Here is an 18,773-nt window from a genome sequence, read left to right as displayed (position 1 = left end):
TTACTCCAGAAGTTGAATTAATCCCTTGCATGGAACATGCAGCCAATCAGGTCGATTATTTATTTCATATTCAATTTCATGTAACACTTTTTCAAACATTAATGCTTTAAGCAGTAGAGAAAAACAATTGTTGTCCTTAGGCATTAAGTTCTTTATTCCTGGGTATTCTAAGTACGTATTAATAAATAAATGACAGATCCAGCAATACCATTCTTCTGCGTCAAAATGATGGGCTGTAGTGAACACTGTTTTATTGTTTAACACCGTATAAAGTGCATAGTGAAATGAACGTAAAATTCCTGCTATATCTTTTAAAGGTGGGCGCTTTATTTTCCTTTCTGATAAAGGCCGATTTGGCTCACCCTCATAATCGATAATAATGAAATCATTACCTGTATATAAAATTTGTCCTAAATGATAATCGCCATGACAGCGGATTTTTTTACCTCCTATTTTTTGATTCAAAATAGGCTTAACATGATCCAATAAGCCATCTTTATCAGCTAGGTGCTTATTGATTTTTTCTTGTAGTTGATCATCGAGTTTAACCGCCATAGATTTAAATAAAGCCGATGTTTTAATAAAGGCATTCCTTAACGATTGATATAAACTACGTTGATCAAATAAGGTGAAATGTTCCGCAGCAAAAAATTTATTCGTTGTTTCCTCTGCTAAGGCAATGTGCATTTGCGCCGTACGTTCTGCCAGAATAATCACTGAATGAGCGTATAATCCTAATGACTCAGTAATGTCTTTAGGTAAGGTGTGAATAAGTTTTTGCCAAGGGTAATTTAAAGCGCTTGAGCCTTTAGCTGGCACTGAGAGATCCATCTGCTCAATTAAATTAGAGATGGCATTAACGGTATGCTCCCAAGCATTACCGGCGTTAGGAATGTACTCTTGGACAATACCAACTGTCATACTCTTGTTTTTATAATGATACTTTAAATTACAAGCAATTCTTGGTGACTTAAACTCACTGTTATCGGTTAAGAATTCACTTATCTCTACTTCGGGGTTTTCTTCAAATTCACAGCGACGATAGATTTTTAATAAAGCTGATTTACCATAGAGAATAGACGTATTAGATTGCTCAACTGCTAATGCTTTAATTTCTACCGTTTCATCATGATGGTTAACTATTTTTTTATAAAGACTATTTACATTAACTTCAAGCTTACCATGGGTTCCAGATAAAATTTTATGCGCACTAAAAATATGGAAAACATCTTGCCAGGCACTTGAAGTATACATGGCATCAATCAGATAGGATTGTTTTTTATTTTTACTAATAAGCGAGCAAATAATTTTAGCCGGCTGGTCAGACGCATAGAGATTTTCTTCTTCTGTCTCAGCTGTAACAAACATAAAGTATTGCTCAGTTTCCTTGTCATTAAATTCCACAGCGATTAAAAGTAAATAAACGGGCGTTGCTGAATTTTTAATTAAAATAGAATCTGCAATAACAATCTTGGAAATAGCATAATTCTTAGAGCGAAACCAGCGACAATCTACAATGTAATGCGCCAGTATTTTTTCTAATTTTTTCTTCTCAGGTGAGGCAAGCAGTTCACACCATTTATCTTTTATGGTCAGCGTTTCATGCCTATGTGCCGTTGCTGTACTATGCTGTATATCCGGTTTATTGATCTCTAACCATAAAAAACCATAAGGGCAAAGCACAAAGAAATAAGGTGCTTCGGTAATAATAGGAAAAGACGTTCTACCAAACACTTCAGTAATCGAATGGTTCACATAGTTTGATAAATCTAATTTAAAGCTCTGAGTAAAACGCGATAAATTAATCAAAACTAAGATCAGCTGCTCCTGATGCATGCGATAAAAGGCAATAATTTTATTATTATCAGGGTATAAAAATTCGATACGGCCTTGGCTAAAGGCAGTATATGAATTGCGCACTTCAATCAGCCGTTTCATCCACCACAATAACGATTGGGAATTTTGTTGCTGTAGCGTGACATTAACAGCTTGGTAATTGTATTCAGGATCAATAATAACGGGTAAGTATAATTTTTGCGGCGTGGCATTAGAAAACCCCGCATTGTTATCATTAGACCATTGCATAGGTGTTCTTACACCATTGCGATCACCAAGATAAATATTATCACCCATACCTATTTCGTCACCGTAGTACATCACTGGTGTTCCTGGCATAGAAAATAATAACGCATTTAGCAATTCTATTTTTCTTCTATCACCTCCCATTAATGGTGCTAAGCGTCGGCGAATACCCAAATTAATACGCATTTGCTGATCTTGACCATACATACGATACATATAATCACGTTCTTCATCGGTGACCATTTCTAAAGTCAATTCATCATGATTACGTAAAAAAATGGCCCATTGGCAATTGTCAGGAATAGATGGTGTTTGTTCAATGATATCAATAATTGGGAATCGATCTTCCATTTGTACAGCCATGTACATTCTAGGCATGAGTGGAAAATGAAAAGCCATCTGACATTCATCCCCTTTACCAAAATAATTAACCGCATCTTCTGGCCATTGATTGGCTTCGGCTAATAAAAAGCGATTTTCAAATTTTGATGTAATGTGGCGACTTAGTTTCTTTAAAAATTGATGGGTTTCAGGTAGATTTTCGCAATTTGTTCCTTCGCGTTGAAATAAATACGGAATTGCATCTAAGCGCAATCCATCTACACCAAGCCCTAACCAAAAATCGACAATTTTAAAAATTTCTTTTTGTACCGCAGGATTATCATAATTTAAATCCGGCTGATGAGAGTAAAATCGATGCCAATAATATGCATTAGCAACATGATCCCATGTCCAATTTGATGGTTCAAAATCTCTAAAAATAATACGCGCATCAGCATATTCTTCTGCTGTATCGCTCCAAACATAAAAGTTACGCCAATATGACCCAGGTTTAGCTGAGCGTGATTTGATAAACCATTCATGTTGACTTGAAGTATGATTTATTACTAATTCAGTAATGACGCGAATATTTCTAGCATGCGCTTCTTTTAAAAATTTCTTAAAGTCTCTAAGGGTGCCGTAAATAGGATTAATACTCATGTAATCAGCGATATCATAGCCTTCATCTTTTAAAGGGGAAGGATAAAAAGGCAATAACCAAATGGTGTTTACGCCAAGAAATTCGATATAATCTAATTTTTGAATCAGTCCTTTAAAATCACCTATTCCATCATCATTACTATCATAAAAACTACGTACATGTATTTGATAAATGATGGCGTCTTTATACCATTCTGCTTGTTTTACTTCAGTCATATTATTATTGCATCCTTACCTGGAAAATATGCGCATATTGGTCTTTAGTTGGATTAAGTTCGACATAACACCTTCCATTACGCCAGGTATACACATCATCTGTTAATAAATCATGTATCTCAAAAGGCTCGTGTTCTATCCTAAATTTTTCGAACTTAATGTCAATAAAACCTGATTGTTTATATTGATAATCTAAGTTAACAATAACTAGAATAATATTGCTTTGGCTCGCATTGTGTTTACTAAAGCAAATTAGCTGTGGGTTATCGGTCCAATAAAACTGCAGTGAATCAGTATTTTGTAGTGCTTCATGTTGATGACGAATTGCATTTACTTGAGTGATAATATCGCTGATATTATCTTTTGTTTTTTGCCAGTGATAAATGGCATATTTCTCCGAGTTTGCGTATTCCTCCGACCCCTTATGCAAAGGTTCATTAATGCAATTTTCGTAAGCAGGCCCATAGATGCCATAATTACTGCTTAACGTTGCAGCTAACATAAAACGAATAATAAACGCAGGTCTTCCTCCTTTTTGTAAAAGCTCAGTTAAAATATCAGGTGTATTAGGCCAAAAATGTGGGCGAAAAAAATCAACAACCGGTGGCGAATTTAACTCATTTAAGTATTGCGTTAGCTCCTCTTTCGTATTTCGCCAAGCAAAATAAGTATACGACTGTGAAAAACCACATTTGGCTAAATGATACATAATTTTAGGACGCGTAAATGCCTCAGACAGCATGAGCACATCTGGGTGCAGCGCTTTAACTTCCTTAATCAACCATTGCCAGAAAATAAATGGTTTGGTATGCGGATTATCAACCCGAAAGATTTTAACGCCTTGCTTTATCCAAAATAATATAATTGATTTAAATTCATCCCACATAGCCGGCCAGTCAGATGAGGCAAAATCTATTGGATAAATATCTTGATATTTTTTAGGTGGATTTTCTGCATACTGTAATGTGCCATCTGGCCGATGCTTAAACCAGTTTGAGTTTTTTTTCAAATAAGGGTGATCTGGGCTGCATTGCAAAGCAAAATCAAGCGCAATTTCCATGTCTAATTCTTTTGCCTTTTTTACAACTTGGCGAAAATCTTCTAAGGTGCCTAACTCAGGATGAACACTTTTATGTCCGCCCTTAGAAGAACCTATTCCCCAGGGACTACCTGGATCATTTTCTGTGGCAACTAAACTATTATTTTTTCCTTTTCTATTGGTTTCACCAATGGGATGAATAGGGGGCATATAGATGACATCAAACCCCATTTTTTTTACTATTGGTAAGTGATTAATTACATTTTTAAAGGTGCCATGCTTTGTGGGATCTGTGGTAACAGAGCGTGGAAATAATTCATACCAAGTGCTAAAACGTGCTTTTTCGCGCTCAACTATTATCGTTAATTCTTTAGGATAAACTGTCACAAAAGTGGGTTTTAACTGGCTCTGAATCCAACTTATTAATTTTTTATTATTCAGTAATTTTTCTAACTGTGCTGGCTGATTTAATGTGGCTAATTTTTCTAAAGTTAAATCAACAATAGGTGACGTATTTTCATGACATGAACGTTTAAGTAATTCTGCCCCAATTAATTTTTCGACTTTAATATCATCTTTTAACTTTACTTTTTTTAAAAATCGTTTCTTCCACGTGCCAAATTCATCAACCCAAGCCTTGATAGTATAAGTATAATAACCAAGTTTGGCTGCCTTAAAAATCGCTTGCATACGATCATTATTTGCCGGTGAAAAGTAAGTTTGCTGCCAATCGTTATCGGCTTCATGTTTATAAAGTAATACCGCATTAATTTCATCGATACCATCACAAAAAATGTCAGCCTCAATAATAACTGTATCTTTAATGATGCGTTTAGCAGGAAATTGCCCACCATCTATTTCTGGATAAACATGTGAAATCCAGATTCTTTTTAATCCTAAAACATCCAAATTATTTTGCTTAATATCGATTGTTTGATTCGTTTTTATTTTTAACATTTAATCTATCCTTAGGCACAATGTCAAAATAGCGGACATAAAAAAAATTTTTCTTTAGATTTCCTAGCTTAGCTCATTTAAATGGTTGAATAATTTTATTTATTACCCTATCTTAAAATTTGAAACAGTCAAGGGATTGCTGCATGGAAAAAATTTTTAGGTTGAAATATGCGGGCTTAGCGTTAATGGCATTTGCTGTTAATTTTTGTTTCACTTTTCAACTTTCTAATTTAACCGTACTATTAAAATTTGTGGGCGCAACGGATGCGTTAATCCCTCTTATCTGGCTAATCCCGCCACTAACAGGCATGCTTATTCAACCTATTGTGGGCTATTTAAGTGATAATAGTTCTACTATTTACGGTAAAAGAAAACCTTATATTATTGGCTGGGGAGTCTGTGCAGCCCTCTCCTTTTTACTGTTGCCGCTTTCAAGTTCAATTATTTATGTGGTTTGGTTTACTTTTTTAATTGATTGCAGTATTAACGGTAGCGCTGAAGGGCTACGCGCGTTAACAGCTGATTTCTTCCAAGAAAGTGTTACACGTACACGTGCCTTCTCCGTATTTGCTTTTTTCTCAGGATTAGGTGGTGTTTGTGGCGCTTACTTACCTAATGCTGTTGAGAAGCTATTAATTAATAACAATATTAACTTATCTAATTCATACGGTATACCCGCTAATTTAGTCGGTAGTTATCTGTTTACAGGCATTATGCTACTAGCAACTTTAGTTTATTTTTTTAAAAAAACTAAAGAAAAGCCTGCCTCAGACAAGCCAATGACCAAAAGTTTATTAATTTTTCTCATCAAAGAACTTTTAGCTAAATGTAAATCGCTTAAAAAAGAAATAAGCGATACAAATCCTATATTTTTACGTGTTTTAACGATTAATAGTATTGCTTGGATAGGTATATTTACATTTTGGCTTTATTTTAGTTTGTGCTTAGCACAGCAAGTTTATCATTTACCTAAAAATGTTTTAATTCATAACTCTGAACATTATAAAACGATAATGCATCAAGTCAGTTTAGATGTTTCTTTCTATTTTTCTCTTTATCAATATGTAAGCCTTGTTTTTACTTTAATTGTTTATAACTTATCAAAGTACATTAAAAGTGAAAAATTACATGGTATTGCTTTGTTATTAGGTGGGCTAGGCATTTCATTAATATGTTTTAAAACAACGCCATTGAGCTTATTATTTAGTTGTATTTGTATTGGTATTTTTTGGGGTAGCTTAGTTGTTTTGCCTTACGTTATTGTGCTTAAATATTTGCCCTCTAACAGGAATGGAACTTATCTAGGTATTTTCAATATAAGTATTACGTTACCGCAAATTTTAGGCGGATTTATCTTACCCTTTATTTATAACTTCATTTTTAAAAATCATGCAAATTATGCCTTATTTATGGCAGGCATTTTAATTTTAATCAGTAGCTTTTTATGGTTTTTCTTATTTCATTGGGTTAATAATACTTATAAAACTAATTTGGCAAAGGTATAAATTTCACTTTAGTAAAACGGAATTTAATTAAAGAAAATCATGAAGCAATTGAAACACTATCTAACTCTTTTATTCTCTGGCTTAATACTTACTCAAGCTGTAGAAGCTTGCACAAATATTCAAATTAAGGCGCAAGATAATTCACTTATTGTTGGTCGCACCTTAGAATTTGGCCCTGATCTAAAATCGCGTATTATGAGTTCACCACCGACTAAACTCTTTAAAACAACACGTGAAGATGGCAGTCCAACCATGAGCTGGACAGCTAAATATGGTTATTTATTTGCTGATTTCTTTGCAACCGGTCAAGCATTAGATGGGATGAATGACCAAGGGTTATCCTTTGGTTATTTATATCTCCCTGGGTATACTACGTACCCAACAGTTAACGCAGAGCATAACAATAGAGCAATTCCCTATACATTTCTTGGTGATTGGATTTTAGGTAATTTTAGCTCAGTTGACGAGGTAAAAAAGGCACTACCAACCATTTATATTTTTGCAACCCCTATTACCGTCTCGGGTAATGCTGCGGTTTTACCTGCGCATGCAATTGTCACTGAGAAAACAGGTAAAAGCTTAGTAATTGAGTTTATTAATGGCCAAGTCAAAACCTATAATAATCGTTTAGGTATATTAACTAATGCACCAACATTTGGCTGGCATATCACTAACCTGCAAAATTATGCTAACCTTTCACCCTATGCACCTACAGCTTTTAAACATGATGGGATTGTTTACTCAGGTACTGGGCAAGGCTCAGGCTTAGTGGGATTACCAGGCGATCCAACTCCACCATCACGCTTTATTAAAATGGCGATGTTACAGCAAACTGCCATGCCTGTGCCGGATGCCTTAAGTGCGCTTATTTTAAGTGAACATATACTTAATAATGTCGACGTTCCTTTTGGTTTAATCAGAGGTACTAAGGGAACACCTAACACCGAAGATAATCTTGATAAAACGCAGTGGACAGTCTTTAAAGACTTAACTCATGGGATTTTTTATTTTAAATCTTATACGAACCCAACATTACAAAAAATTGATATGAAGAAAATAGATTGGTCGCCACAAGCTAAACAGCTCATTCTTCCCATAGCAGGGCCTGCTATTATTCCAGATGCACTAGCCCCAAAATAGCATTGTAATTAAGCAAAAACTTCTTTTAAAAAATTTGTCATTGCTTGTAGGGCGCGACGCTCTGCTACAGGATTATAAACCGTGCCAAGTTTGGCATCATTGGCATTAGGGTTGGTAAATGAGTGTTGCGTATGGCCATACACATGAATTTGCCAATCGACGTTGGCGGCAGTCATTTCTTGACAAAATTGATTCACTTGCTCTGGTTTTACCATAGGATCATCATAGCCATGTAAAGCTAGAATTTTGGCATGGATGGTTTGATTTTCTAAATCATTTGGTTTATTTAATAAACCATGAAAGCTAACCACACCATTAAGCTCAGCACCACTGCGAGCTAAATCCAATACGCATAAACCGCCAAAACAAAAGCCTATGGCTGCTACCTTAGTACTATCGACTTCAGGCATAGCAATTAACGCGTCAAATGCCGCACGAATACGGGCTCGTAACATGCCTCTATCTGCAGCCAAAGGTTGCATAAGTGCCATTTTTTCATCTTGAGTTTCACCAATGCGAGCATGGCCATACATGTCTAATGCAAATCCAATATATCCCATTTTGGCCAACATTTGTGCTTTTTGGCAGCTAAATTCATTACGCCCACTCCAATCATGAGCGACTAATACCGCAGGCCTTGGTTGCTCATTACGATCATTATAAGCAAGGAAACCATATAATTCCTGCTCACCATCGTGATAAAGATAATTTGAAGTGTGCATATTAATCCTTTTACCGTAATTTAAAACTAAACCCATTTTAATTATATATCTATTCTTAGAGCTTAGTCTGTCACATTAACTATGCCAATATACTCTTGATTATTTTTTCTAACAACAAAACTTTAGCATAAGATTAGCTATCACCTGTAAATTTCGTTAATAAGAGCTAGCCAAAAAAGGATAGAGTTATTTTTTAGCTTGGTTTTTATCTAATTTATTGACTATTCTTAATATAAAAATACCGCAGTAAGGATAATGCTATGCTAGCTAATGCATTGACCGAACTAAAGAATTTCTTTCATGCGCAACTTTGCTATCAACTATTTATCACGCCACTTCCTCTGCCAGTAGAAAAGGAGTATCGTGATTTTGCCCACAAAGCCTGTAAATTTTTAGTCAATCATCGGACAAATTTACTCACCGCTAAATCACCACGTCACCATGTTATTCATCGTTTTGCACAAGAAAATAACCCTCACGCTAAAAAAGTACTGATTACCCATGGGTGGATGTCAAGAGCCGCTTATATGGCACGCCTAATTCAAGCACTCCATCAACAAGGATATGACGTTTATGCTTTAGATTTTCCAGCCCACGGCGAAGCAAAAGGCTTACAGCTTACCTGGATTGATGCCGTAAATACGCTTAGAACTGTGATTAATAATTTAGGCCCCTTTTATGCGACTATCGGCCATTCTTTTGGTGGCTCCATGCTATTAAACACGTTAAATTTAGCTTGCCAACTACCAGAATGGCAGCTGGAAGCATTACCAGAACGAACTGTGCTTATTGCCTCACCTACTAACATGCGTACACCCGTAGGTAGGCATGCAAGACGCTTTAAGCTTAATGGTAAAGGGTATTTGCTTTTACGAGAAGCTATTCGCCAAAATTCTAAAACCAATATTGCCCATCTTAATTTCCGTCATTTTATTAGCCGTGGCACCACCCCCATTTTATGTATACACGGTAAAGAAGATAATTCTATTCCGCCACGGGAATCCATTGAATTCTGTCGACACTACCCTTATGCATCCTTAGCCTTACTGGCTAAGCTAGATCACGTTAATGTATTAATTGATGAGCGTGTTGAGCGCATGGTTCTTAATTTTCTTATTTAATATACAAAATATTTTTCTAAACTGCCTAATCTAGTGTTTGTTTAAAGCGCTTAAAACCAATTAACATAACCACCGCCGTAAACGCCATAATAGGAACTATTTCAAACCATACATCAGTGAACGTATTTCCTTTTAATAAGATTCCCCGCACAATCACTAAAAAATGGGTTAATGGTAAGAAACTACCAATCCATTGAGCCCACTCTGGCATACCTCGAAAAGGAAACATAAATCCTGATAAAATCATAGAGGGCAAAAAGAAAAACATAGCACTTTGCGCTGCCTGCAGTTGGTTTTTGGCTAATGTTGAGAAGGTCAAACCCATAACTAAGTTAGCAGCAATAAAAGGTAGGCACAAAAATAGCAATAATAAAATACTACCTTGCATAGGTACGCCAAATAAGAACCTTGCAAATGACAAAATAAGAAGTGCTTGTAAGTAACCTACAATAATATAAGGAAGAACTTTACCCACCATAATTTCAAGGGGTCTAAGTGGCGTGGCTAAGAGATTTTCCATTGTCCCACGCTCGTACTCTCTTGTTATAACTAAGGCAGTTACAATCACCATGGTCATAGTCAGGACAACGCCTAACAAACCCGGAACAATATTATAAGCAGAAATAGCCAAAGGGTTATAAAGTGTATGTATAGTAGGTTTATAGGGTATGGACTCCGCATTTAACCGCTTAAGAGGCCCAACTAACTCCTCCTTCAAAGCTAAATAAGGCAACTCGTTAAAAATAGCTACTGCACGGCTGGTTGCGGCTGGATCACTGGCATCTGCCTCTAATAGTAACGTTGGACTTAACCCTTTTACTAAATCATCAGTAAAATTAGGCGGAAAATTAACCACAAATTGCACTTTGCCTTTTTTTAACAACTCATGTGCTTGTTCTTCACTAACAGCAGGACTAATAAATTGAAAATAGGTTGAATTCTCCATACTAACTAAAATACGTCTGGTAAAATTAGTTTCATCATCATTGACAATAGCTGTTGGTAAGTAACGAGGATTATTATTAATAGCATAACCAAATAAAATTAACTGCATCAACGGAATCATCAGAATCATGCCAAATGTAGCTCTATCACGACGCATTTCAATAAATTCTTTAGCGATGATAGCCATTAGTCGCTGAATCCCGCCGATCACGTTATTCTCCTTGTGTTTTTTTAACCAAACTAATAAAGGCATCTTCAAGCGTTGATTGAATTGGTTGCCACTGAATGGCTTCCGTTTGGGCTAATTCTCTTAAACTTGCTTCAATAATTTGTTTATCATAACCACTGATATGGATCAAATTGCCAAATAATGCTGCCTGCATAACGCCTTGCAGTTGTTTGGTTTTCTGTAATAAAGCAGTCGTGACATGACCTGTAATTTCCCAGGTAAATAAGGCGGTAGAAGTAATCACATCATCAACCGTGCCTGTAATTAATAACTCGCCATAAGCTAAATAAGCTAACCGCGTACAACGCTCAGCCTCGTCCATATAATGCGTAGACACTAACGTCGTAATACCTTGCTCACTAAGCCAATGAATTTTATCCCAAAATTCTCGCCTAGCGATTGGATCAACACCTGCTGTTGGTTCATCTAGAAGTAATAGGTCAGGATTATGCAAAAGACAAGCTGCAAGTGCCACTCGCTGTTTCCAACCGCCGGATAATAACCCCGTTAACTGCTTGCGTCGCGAACTTAAGTTAAGCTCTTCTAGCGTCTGTTCAACACGCTGTTTACGATTCTTCATACCATAGACACGTGCCACAAAATAAAGATTTTCCTCAACACTTAAGTCAGTATAAAAACTAAATTTTTGGGTCATGTAGCCTACATGCTGTTTAATTTCTTTTGACTGGCGGATAATGTCATAGCCTAAGCAAGTACCGCTGCCAGCATCAGGCGTTAAAAGCCCACATAACATGCGGATAGTCGTGGTCTTACCGCTACCATTTGGGCCTAGGAACCCGAAAACCTCACCTTTTTTTACATGCAGATCAACATTATCGACCACAACTTTATTGTCAAAACTTTTACATAGATTATACACATCGATAATGGTATCTGCTGTCATGGTAAATAAACCGTTACAGGTTGGCCTGGTTTGTATTGATTAAATGTTAACAGAGTCGCTTTAATTCGGAATACTAATTTATCATCGTTTTCACGACTATAAACTAAGGGTGGTAAATATTCAGCCTCAGGCGAAATATAATTAATAATTGCCTGTCCGGTTTGAGCGCAGCCAGTGCATGTAAATCGTATTCTTTGCCCAACTTTAATGATTGCTAATTTTTCTACGGGAATAAAAAATTCAATATGCACATTCTCAGGCGTTAATAAAGACAGCACCGCTTGCTGACTGCCAACAAACTCTCCTTGCCGATAATAAGTATCAAATATAATTCCAGCCGCAGGCGCCACAATTTTCTTTTGTTCAAGCTGCCATGTGGCTTCTTTAAGTTTCGCTTGTAATGCCTCTACTTGTGCTTGTTGAGCACTAATTTGCTCATTGCGACTACCTTGCTTTGATAAGTTTAAATTCGATTTATATTGTTCTCTACGGTTTACTAATTCATCATAACGAGCAATAACAGAATCATAGACATCTTTTGACACTACTCGCTTTTCATAAAGCTCACGATAGCGCTTGACACGCAGCTCAGCTAACTTTAGCTGTGCGTTAACTTGCTCAATTTGCGACTCAATAGCGGCAATTTCTTCTGTACGACGTGGATTTTGTAAATCTCTAAGCGTATGCTCGGCTTGCTTAATATCCGCCTGATATTGTTTAATAAATAATGCCTGCGGGTTAGGATCTAATTCAAATAAAAATTGCCCTTTTTTAACTAGCTGACCACGTTGAACAGCTAATTTTACTAATAGGCCTGAGTATGGAGATGCTAGATAAATATTCTCACCTTCAACATAACCTTGAAAAGCAACCTTTTCCTCGTGCCTGCAGCTTAACGAAGCTAATATAAGTAAAATTAGTGTCAGTAATTTAAGTTTCATCAAAATTTAAAAATAGACGATTCATCATTATAGTGACCCTAATTTAAGTTTTGAGCAAATCTTAATGTATATTGAATAAATTCGCCATGCTCGTTAAAGTACTTATTAATTAGCTTTTAATCTAAAAAGGTGCCCAATGGATTTTGATTTAATCGTCTTAGGTGGTGGCAGCGGCGGAATTGCAAGTGCAGTTCGTGCAGCAAAGTATGGTGCAAGAGTTGCTGTGGTTGAAAAGCAGTATTTAGGCGGTACTTGTGTTAATTTAGGTTGTGTTCCTAAAAAAGTCATGTTTAATGCTTCTTTAATTGCAGAACACCTACATAAAGCACCTGATTACGGCTTTGATCCTGTTTATGTTCATCTAGATTGGAACACGCTAATAACCAAGCGGCAAGCTTATATTGCCAGACTACGTGATATTTATGAAAGCCGATTTAACCAATACAACATGACTTACCTAAAAGGGGAAGGTTCTTTTATTGATAATCAAACTGTTTCTGTTGATGGCAAACACTATAAAGCACCTCATATTATTATAGCTACTGGCGGCGAGCCTACCCTTCCTGATGATTTAGATGGTATTGAGCATGCCATTACATCTGATGGCTTTTTTTATTTAACTGAAAAGCCTAAGAGCGTTGCTATTATCGGGAGCGGCTATATTGGTGTAGAATTAGCTTGTGTACTTCATGGGCTAGATATAAAAACACATTTACTAATTCGCGGCAGTAGACCTCTTTCTCGCTTTGATACCATGTTAGGAGATACACTTCTTGAAATTATGCAGCTCCAAGGTTTAGATGTTCATCTGAATCACTGCGCGCAAGCCATTACTTTACAACCCGATGGTAAAAAATCTATTCATTGCCAAAGTGGTTCAATTTTAGCTGATATTGATGTTGTTATTGCAGCTGTTGGCCGCTCGCCAAGAACATTTAATTTAAATCTAGATGCCATAGGTGTTGCAAAAGATTCTCGCGGGTTAATTAAGGTGGATAATTATCAAAATACTAATATTCCGGGTATTTATGCTATTGGCGACGTTATAGATGCACCTGCCCTAACACCTGTCGCTATTGCCGCTGGCCGAAGACTATGTGATCGTCTGTTTGGTGGGCAAAAGGATGCTCATTTGGATTATGAAAATATTTGCTCAGTTGTATTTACTCATCCGCCTATTGGCAGTGTAGGGTATAGCGAAGAAGAGGCAGCAGCAAAATTCGGCGCAGAACAACTTAAAATTTATAAAACGCGTTTTATACCTATGTTTGATGCTTTAAGTGAACAAAAATTACCGACTGCTATGAAATTAGTTACAGTTGGTCCAGATGAAAAAATTGTTGGTCTGCATGTAATTGGTTATGGTGCGGATGAAATGTTGCAAGGATTTGGTGTCGCCGTCAAAATGGGAGCTTGTAAGCGCGACTTTGATAATACCGTCGCTATTCATCCTACTAGCGCTGAAGAGCTGGTTACCTTAATTTGAGGCTATTATGATACGTTCTTTTGAAAATAAATCCCCGCTGATTGGTAAGGGGGTTTATATTGATCCTAGTGCAACAGTCATTGGTGATGTGCATCTTGCCAATGATGTTTCCGTTTGGCCAATGGCGGTTATTCGCGGTGATGTTAATACAATTACAGTAGGTGAAGGTACTAATATTCAGGATGCTGCAATTTTGCATGTTACCCATAATGGGCCTTTTACTCCTGGCGGCCGCGCCTTAGTTCTTGGAAAAGGTATTACGATTGGCCATCGAGCTGTATTGCATGCTTGTACGATAGACGATCATTGTCTTATTGGCATGGGAGCCTTATTATTAGACGATGTACATGTTGAGGAAAGAGTAATAATAGGCGCTGGCACCCTTGTGCCACCAGGCAAACACTTACGAAGTGGCTATTTATATTTAGGTAATCCTGCAAAGCCTATTAGAGAATTAACTGAAAGTGAATTAGCCCATCTGGAGTACTCAGCAGCTCATTATATTCGTTTAAAAGATAAATATTTGTTAAACAGTAAAGCGATTAATCAGCTTGCAAAGCCTCATCAATATAGGGGTGACTAAAGTTAAAGCCCGCTGCTAATAAACGTTTCGGTAAAACCCGTTGGCCACGTAGCAATAAGTATTCTCCCATTTCACCAAAGAGTGCTTTAATCATAAATGCTGGCATTGTCAATAATAAAGGTCGATGCATTGATTTGGCCAAAGCTTTGGCAAATTCTTTTTGCTTAACTGGGTTGGGCGATGTTATATTAAAAGCGCCTTGTAACGTAGGATGCTCAATTAAAAATAAAAAAGCAGCGATAACATCATCAATATGCACCCATGAGATCACTTGTTGTCCGCTACCAATAATACCTCCTAAACCCAGCTTAAAACTTAAATCTAGTTTCTTTAAAATACCTTCACCTTTTTGCAAAACAACACCAAAACGCATGATAACTGGTTTAAGTTCATGTGTAATTGCCGCTTGTAGCGCTTGCTGCCACGCTATACCAACCTCACTTAGAAAATCACGCGGATGTTTCATATCAATGAAACTATCTTCATCAAAAGCCGTTGCATCATCATTATTTTGTGTACCATAAATTCCTACCGCATTGGCTACAAAAAGGCGTGGCTTAGCGTTAGTTGCTAAAATCCAATCTATTAACGCTGTAGTTGTACGTACTCTTGAACTTATAATTTTTTGTTTGACCTGATTAGTCCACCGAGAAGCAGCAATATTATGACCACATAAATTGATAATAATATCGTATTGCTGCGCTGAGGTTTGTGATAACTCATCCCAAGTTAAATAGGTCAAAGTTTTTGGAAAAGCCTGTTTTAGCTTAAACTTATCACGGCCTAAAACTGTAATGTTATATTTAGCATGGAGAGCAGTCACTAAATGGCGGCCAATAAATCCTGAGGCACCAGCAATCAAAATATTCATGATTATCCATATCTAAGTCCTTCTTAAAGGACGATGAGGTAGTTAAGCGTATCTTTTAATCCTGCCTTCATATAAATGCGGCTCAGTCTATAAGGTACGCTTAGTAATGATACAAACGCTTAACACAGCTTTTATATCGAATTCACTATTAAACTAATTTTGTATTAAGTAATAGTCGATACTCAGGCCACTTAGGCATAAACTTAGTCATTAAACTATGAAAACGTTTATTGTGGCTAGGTTCAAGCAAATGAACCATTTCATGCACTAAAACGTATTCAAGACAAATAAGGGGTTTTTGAATTAGATGTAAATTAATCCAAATTCGTTTAGCTACAGTATTACAAGAACCCCAACGGGTTTTCATCGTTTTTATACCATATTCTAAAACACGCACCCCAATAATAGGTTCCCATTTTTTAATTAAAGCAGGTAGTAAGGTTTCCATTTGCTTACGATACCAGTGATGTAAAATAGCCTGTGTTTCATGCAACGACGCATTAGCTGGAGCAAAACAATGCATAAAGGACTTATTGAGGGTAATTCCTTTCTTGATGTCACTTTCTTTAATGATTAATTTGTAGCGATCGCCAAGAAAAAAGTGATTCTCATCGGCCCGGGCATGCATGTTTAAAAGAATTTCTTGATCCTTTAAACGCTCTTGATGGCTCTTAATCCAAGATGATTTATCTTTTACAAATTTTGAAATATTTGTCAGCGAAGAACGCTTAGGCGCACTAACTTTAATACTTCCCTGGGAAGTAATACGAAGATTAATATATTTAACCGGTTTTCGTGTCAATTCAACTTGAAAACCCTCTATTTCTATAATCATAAATCTAAAATACAAACATATTGGCTTTTCAAAAACTAATATATACGCGATTGCCATTGAAGCGTCAACTAATAAAGCGAGGTAGAGATGTAGGTGGATAAATATCGCATTGAACTTATTAAACTTTGAGATGCATTTACCCTGGATAAGGGCCGTATAGGCTAGAAGATAGCATGACATTTGACTTACTAATGCCAAAAAAAAAGCGGCTTAAAGCCGCTTTAGGAATAAAGCCCTGGCGATGACCTACTTTCACATGGGGAAGCCCCACACTATCATCGGCGTACGTCTGTTTCACTTCTGAGTTCGAGATGGATCAGGTGGTTCCAAACGGCTATGGTCGCCAGGAAAACTGGGTACCGGTTAACTTACATGTAAGTTAGCCGGTGGGTAAAGATTAAATGGTTACAAGCGCTCACCTTAAGCACTTACAGCACTTCAGGTTATATGGTCAAGACAATCAGCCAATTAGTACAAGTTAGCTTCACACATTACTGTGCTTCCACACCTTGCCTATCAACGTCGTCGTCTTCAACGGGCTTCATGGGAAAACTCATCTTGAGGGAGGCTTCCCGCTTAGATGCTTTCAGCGGTTATCCCGTCCGAACTTAGCTACCCGGCGATGCAACTGGCGTCACAACCGGTACACCAGAGGTTCGTCCACTCCGGTCCTCTCGTACTAGGAGCAGCTCCTCTCAATTTTCCTACGCCCACGGCAGATAGGGACCGAACTGTCTCACGACGTTCTAAACCCAGCTCGCGTACCACTTTAAATGGCGAACAGCCATACCCTTGGGACCTGCTTCAGCCCCAGGATGTGATGAGCCGACATCGAGGTGCCAAACACCGCCGTCGATATGAACTCTTGGGCGGTATCAGCCTGTTATCCCCGGAGTACCTTTTATCCGTTGAGCGATGGCCCTTCCATACAGAACCACCGGATCACTAAGACCTACTTTCGTACCTGCTCGACCCGTCGGTCTCGCAGTCAAGCACCCTTTTGCCTTTACACTCTTGGTACGATGTCCGACCGTACCGAGGGTACCTTTGTGCTCCTCCGTTACTCTTTGGGAGGAGACCGCCCCAGTCAAACTACCCATCATACACGGTCCTCAGCCAGGATGACTGGCTTAAGTTAGAACCTCAATGATAACAGGGTGGTATTTCAAGGTCGGCTCCATGGCAACTGGCGTTGCCACTTCTTAGCCTCCCACCTATCCTACACAGTCATCATCAAAGTCCAGTGCAAAACTGTAGTAAAGGTTCACGGGGTCTTTCCGTCTAGCCGCGGGTACACTGCATCTTCACAGCGATTTCAATTTCACTGAGTCTCGGGTGGAGACAGTGTGGCCATCGTTACGCCATTCGTGCAGGTCGGAACTTACCCGACAAGGAATTTCGCTACCTTAGGACCGTTATAGTTACGGCCGCCGTTTACCGGGGCTTCGATCAAGAGCTTCTCCCCAAAGGGATAACCCCATCAATTAACCTTCCGGCACCGGGCAGGCGTCACACCCTATACGTCTTCTTACGAATTTGCAGAGTGCTGTGTTTTTAATAAACAGTCGCAGCCACCTGGTCTCTGCGGCCCCTAACGGCTTTGTCATGCAAGATGACTCACCGTCAAGGGCGTACCTTCTCCCGAAGTTACGGTACCATTTTGCCTAGTTCCTTCACCCGAGTTCTCTCATGCGCCTTAGTATGCTCTACTTGTCCACCTGTGTCGGTTTACGGTACGGTTTTTTATAAGTTATGGCTAGCAGCTTTTCCTGGAAGCGTGGCGTCAATGACTTCTCTGCACCCCGTAGGGTCAGAACCCTGTTGCACCTTAGCGTTAATGTGTGTCCGGATTTGCCTAAACACACCGCCTACCTGCACAGACCGGGACAACCATCGCCCGGCTCACCTAGCCTTCTTCGTCCCCACATCACCACTTACAAAAAGTCCAGGATTATTAACCTGGTTCCCATCGACTACGCTTTTCAGCCTCGCCTTAGGGGCCGACTCACCCTGCTCCGATTAACGTCGTGCAGGAAACCTTAGACTTCCGGCGAGCAGGTTTTTCACCTGCTTTATCGTTACTCATGTCAGCATTCGCACTTCTGATACCTCCAGCCTGCTTCTCAACAAACCTTCATCGGCTTACAGAACGCTCCCCTACCACGTGCTTACGCACATCCGCAGCTTCGGTGGATGATTTTAGCCCCGTTACATCT

General features: G+C 38.2%; 13 protein-coding genes and 2 rRNA genes (1 of these 15 running past the window's edge). 5 read left to right on the top strand and 10 right to left on the bottom strand.

Annotation, left to right across the window (positions count from 1 at the left end):
• Nucleotides 1-3,279 carry a maltose alpha-D-glucosyltransferase gene (gene treS / locus DYE47_RS01895; protein WP_115301644.1) on the bottom strand — a complete coding sequence of 1,093 codons (3,279 nt, stop codon included), beginning with the start codon at nt 3,277-3,279 and terminating at the stop codon, nt 1-3.
• A 4-nt stretch (nt 3,280-3,283) separates the two neighbouring features.
• A complete protein-coding gene (locus DYE47_RS01890) occupies nt 3,284-5,275 on the bottom strand; it encodes an alpha-1,4-glucan--maltose-1-phosphate maltosyltransferase (RefSeq protein ID WP_115301643.1) in 1,992 nt (663 codons plus the stop codon).
• 143 nt (nt 5,276-5,418) lie between these two features.
• On the opposite strand from DYE47_RS01890, the gene DYE47_RS01885 reads away from it, so the two are divergent.
• Together DYE47_RS01885 and DYE47_RS01880 are read left to right on the top strand one after the other, a co-directional pair.
• Nucleotides 5,419-6,780, top strand: coding sequence for an MFS transporter (locus DYE47_RS01885; protein ID WP_115301642.1), 1,362 nt, complete (start codon nt 5,419-5,421; stop codon nt 6,778-6,780).
• 39 nt (nt 6,781-6,819) lie between these two features.
• Nucleotides 6,820-7,920: a linear amide C-N hydrolase gene (locus tag DYE47_RS01880; protein WP_115301641.1), complete on the top strand. Its 1,101-nt coding sequence runs from the start codon at nt 6,820-6,822 to the stop codon at nt 7,918-7,920.
• Nucleotides 7,921-7,928: 8 nt separating this feature from the next.
• Here the strand turns inward: DYE47_RS01880 and DYE47_RS01875 are convergent, their stop codons facing one another.
• Complete coding sequence (locus tag DYE47_RS01875) at nt 7,929-8,642, bottom strand: dienelactone hydrolase family protein (RefSeq protein WP_115301640.1); 714 nt, start codon at nt 8,640-8,642, stop codon at nt 7,929-7,931.
• Nucleotides 8,643-8,902: 260 nt separating this feature from the next.
• Between DYE47_RS01875 and DYE47_RS01870 the strand changes: the two genes are divergently transcribed.
• Nucleotides 8,903-9,763: an alpha/beta hydrolase gene (locus DYE47_RS01870; protein ID WP_115301639.1), complete on the top strand. Its 861-nt coding sequence runs from the start codon at nt 8,903-8,905 to the stop codon at nt 9,761-9,763.
• A 25-nt stretch (nt 9,764-9,788) separates the two neighbouring features.
• Here DYE47_RS01870 and DYE47_RS01865 read toward each other — a convergent pair whose 3' ends face one another.
• Genes DYE47_RS01865 through DYE47_RS01855 form a run of 3 tightly spaced genes read right to left on the bottom strand, consistent with a single transcriptional unit; the run spans nt 9,789 to nt 12,782 of the window.
• The gene (locus DYE47_RS01865) at nt 9,789-10,919 is read right to left on the bottom strand and encodes an ABC transporter permease (RefSeq protein WP_242604244.1); all 1,131 of its coding nucleotides are present in this window, start codon (nt 10,917-10,919) and stop codon (nt 9,789-9,791) included.
• A 1-nt stretch (nt 10,920) separates the two neighbouring features.
• Entirely contained in the window at nt 10,921-11,841 is a 921-nt protein-coding gene (locus DYE47_RS01860) for an ABC transporter ATP-binding protein (RefSeq protein ID WP_115301638.1), read from the bottom strand.
• Nucleotides 11,838-12,782: an HlyD family secretion protein gene (locus DYE47_RS01855; RefSeq protein WP_115301637.1), complete on the bottom strand. Its 945-nt coding sequence runs from the start codon at nt 12,780-12,782 to the stop codon at nt 11,838-11,840. Before DYE47_RS01855 ends, DYE47_RS01860 begins: the two co-directional genes overlap by 4 nt.
• Before the next feature lie 136 nt (nt 12,783-12,918).
• Between DYE47_RS01855 and gorA the strand changes: the two genes are divergently transcribed.
• The gene (gene gorA, locus DYE47_RS01850; RefSeq protein WP_115301636.1) at nt 12,919-14,268 is read left to right on the top strand and encodes a glutathione-disulfide reductase; all 1,350 of its coding nucleotides are present in this window, start codon (nt 12,919-12,921) and stop codon (nt 14,266-14,268) included.
• Between the two features lie 7 nt (nt 14,269-14,275).
• A complete protein-coding gene (locus DYE47_RS01845; RefSeq protein WP_115301635.1) occupies nt 14,276-14,851 on the top strand; it encodes a gamma carbonic anhydrase family protein in 576 nt (191 codons plus the stop codon).
• On the opposite strand, the gene DYE47_RS01840 is transcribed toward DYE47_RS01845, so the two are convergent.
• From DYE47_RS01840 to DYE47_RS01825, 4 genes are all read right to left on the bottom strand, one after another.
• A complete protein-coding gene (locus tag DYE47_RS01840; RefSeq protein ID WP_115301634.1) occupies nt 14,811-15,722 on the bottom strand; it encodes a TIGR01777 family oxidoreductase in 912 nt (303 codons plus the stop codon). The genes DYE47_RS01845 and DYE47_RS01840 overlap by 41 nt on opposite strands.
• A 148-nt stretch (nt 15,723-15,870) precedes the next feature.
• Complete coding sequence (locus DYE47_RS01835) at nt 15,871-16,557, bottom strand: M48 family metallopeptidase (RefSeq protein WP_115301633.1); 687 nt, start codon at nt 16,555-16,557, stop codon at nt 15,871-15,873.
• Between the two features lie 233 nt (nt 16,558-16,790).
• A 5S ribosomal RNA gene (gene rrf, locus DYE47_RS01830) occupies nt 16,791-16,905 on the bottom strand.
• 99 nt (nt 16,906-17,004) lie between these two features.
• Nucleotides 17,005-18,773 (bottom strand): 23S ribosomal RNA (locus DYE47_RS01825); it runs 1,129 nt beyond the window's last position.

This window comes from Legionella beliardensis, from assembly GCF_900452395.1.
GTDB classification, from domain to species: Bacteria; Pseudomonadota; Gammaproteobacteria; order Legionellales; family Legionellaceae; genus Legionella_C; species Legionella_C beliardensis.
This window is presented reverse-complemented; position numbering and strand designations above follow the sequence as displayed.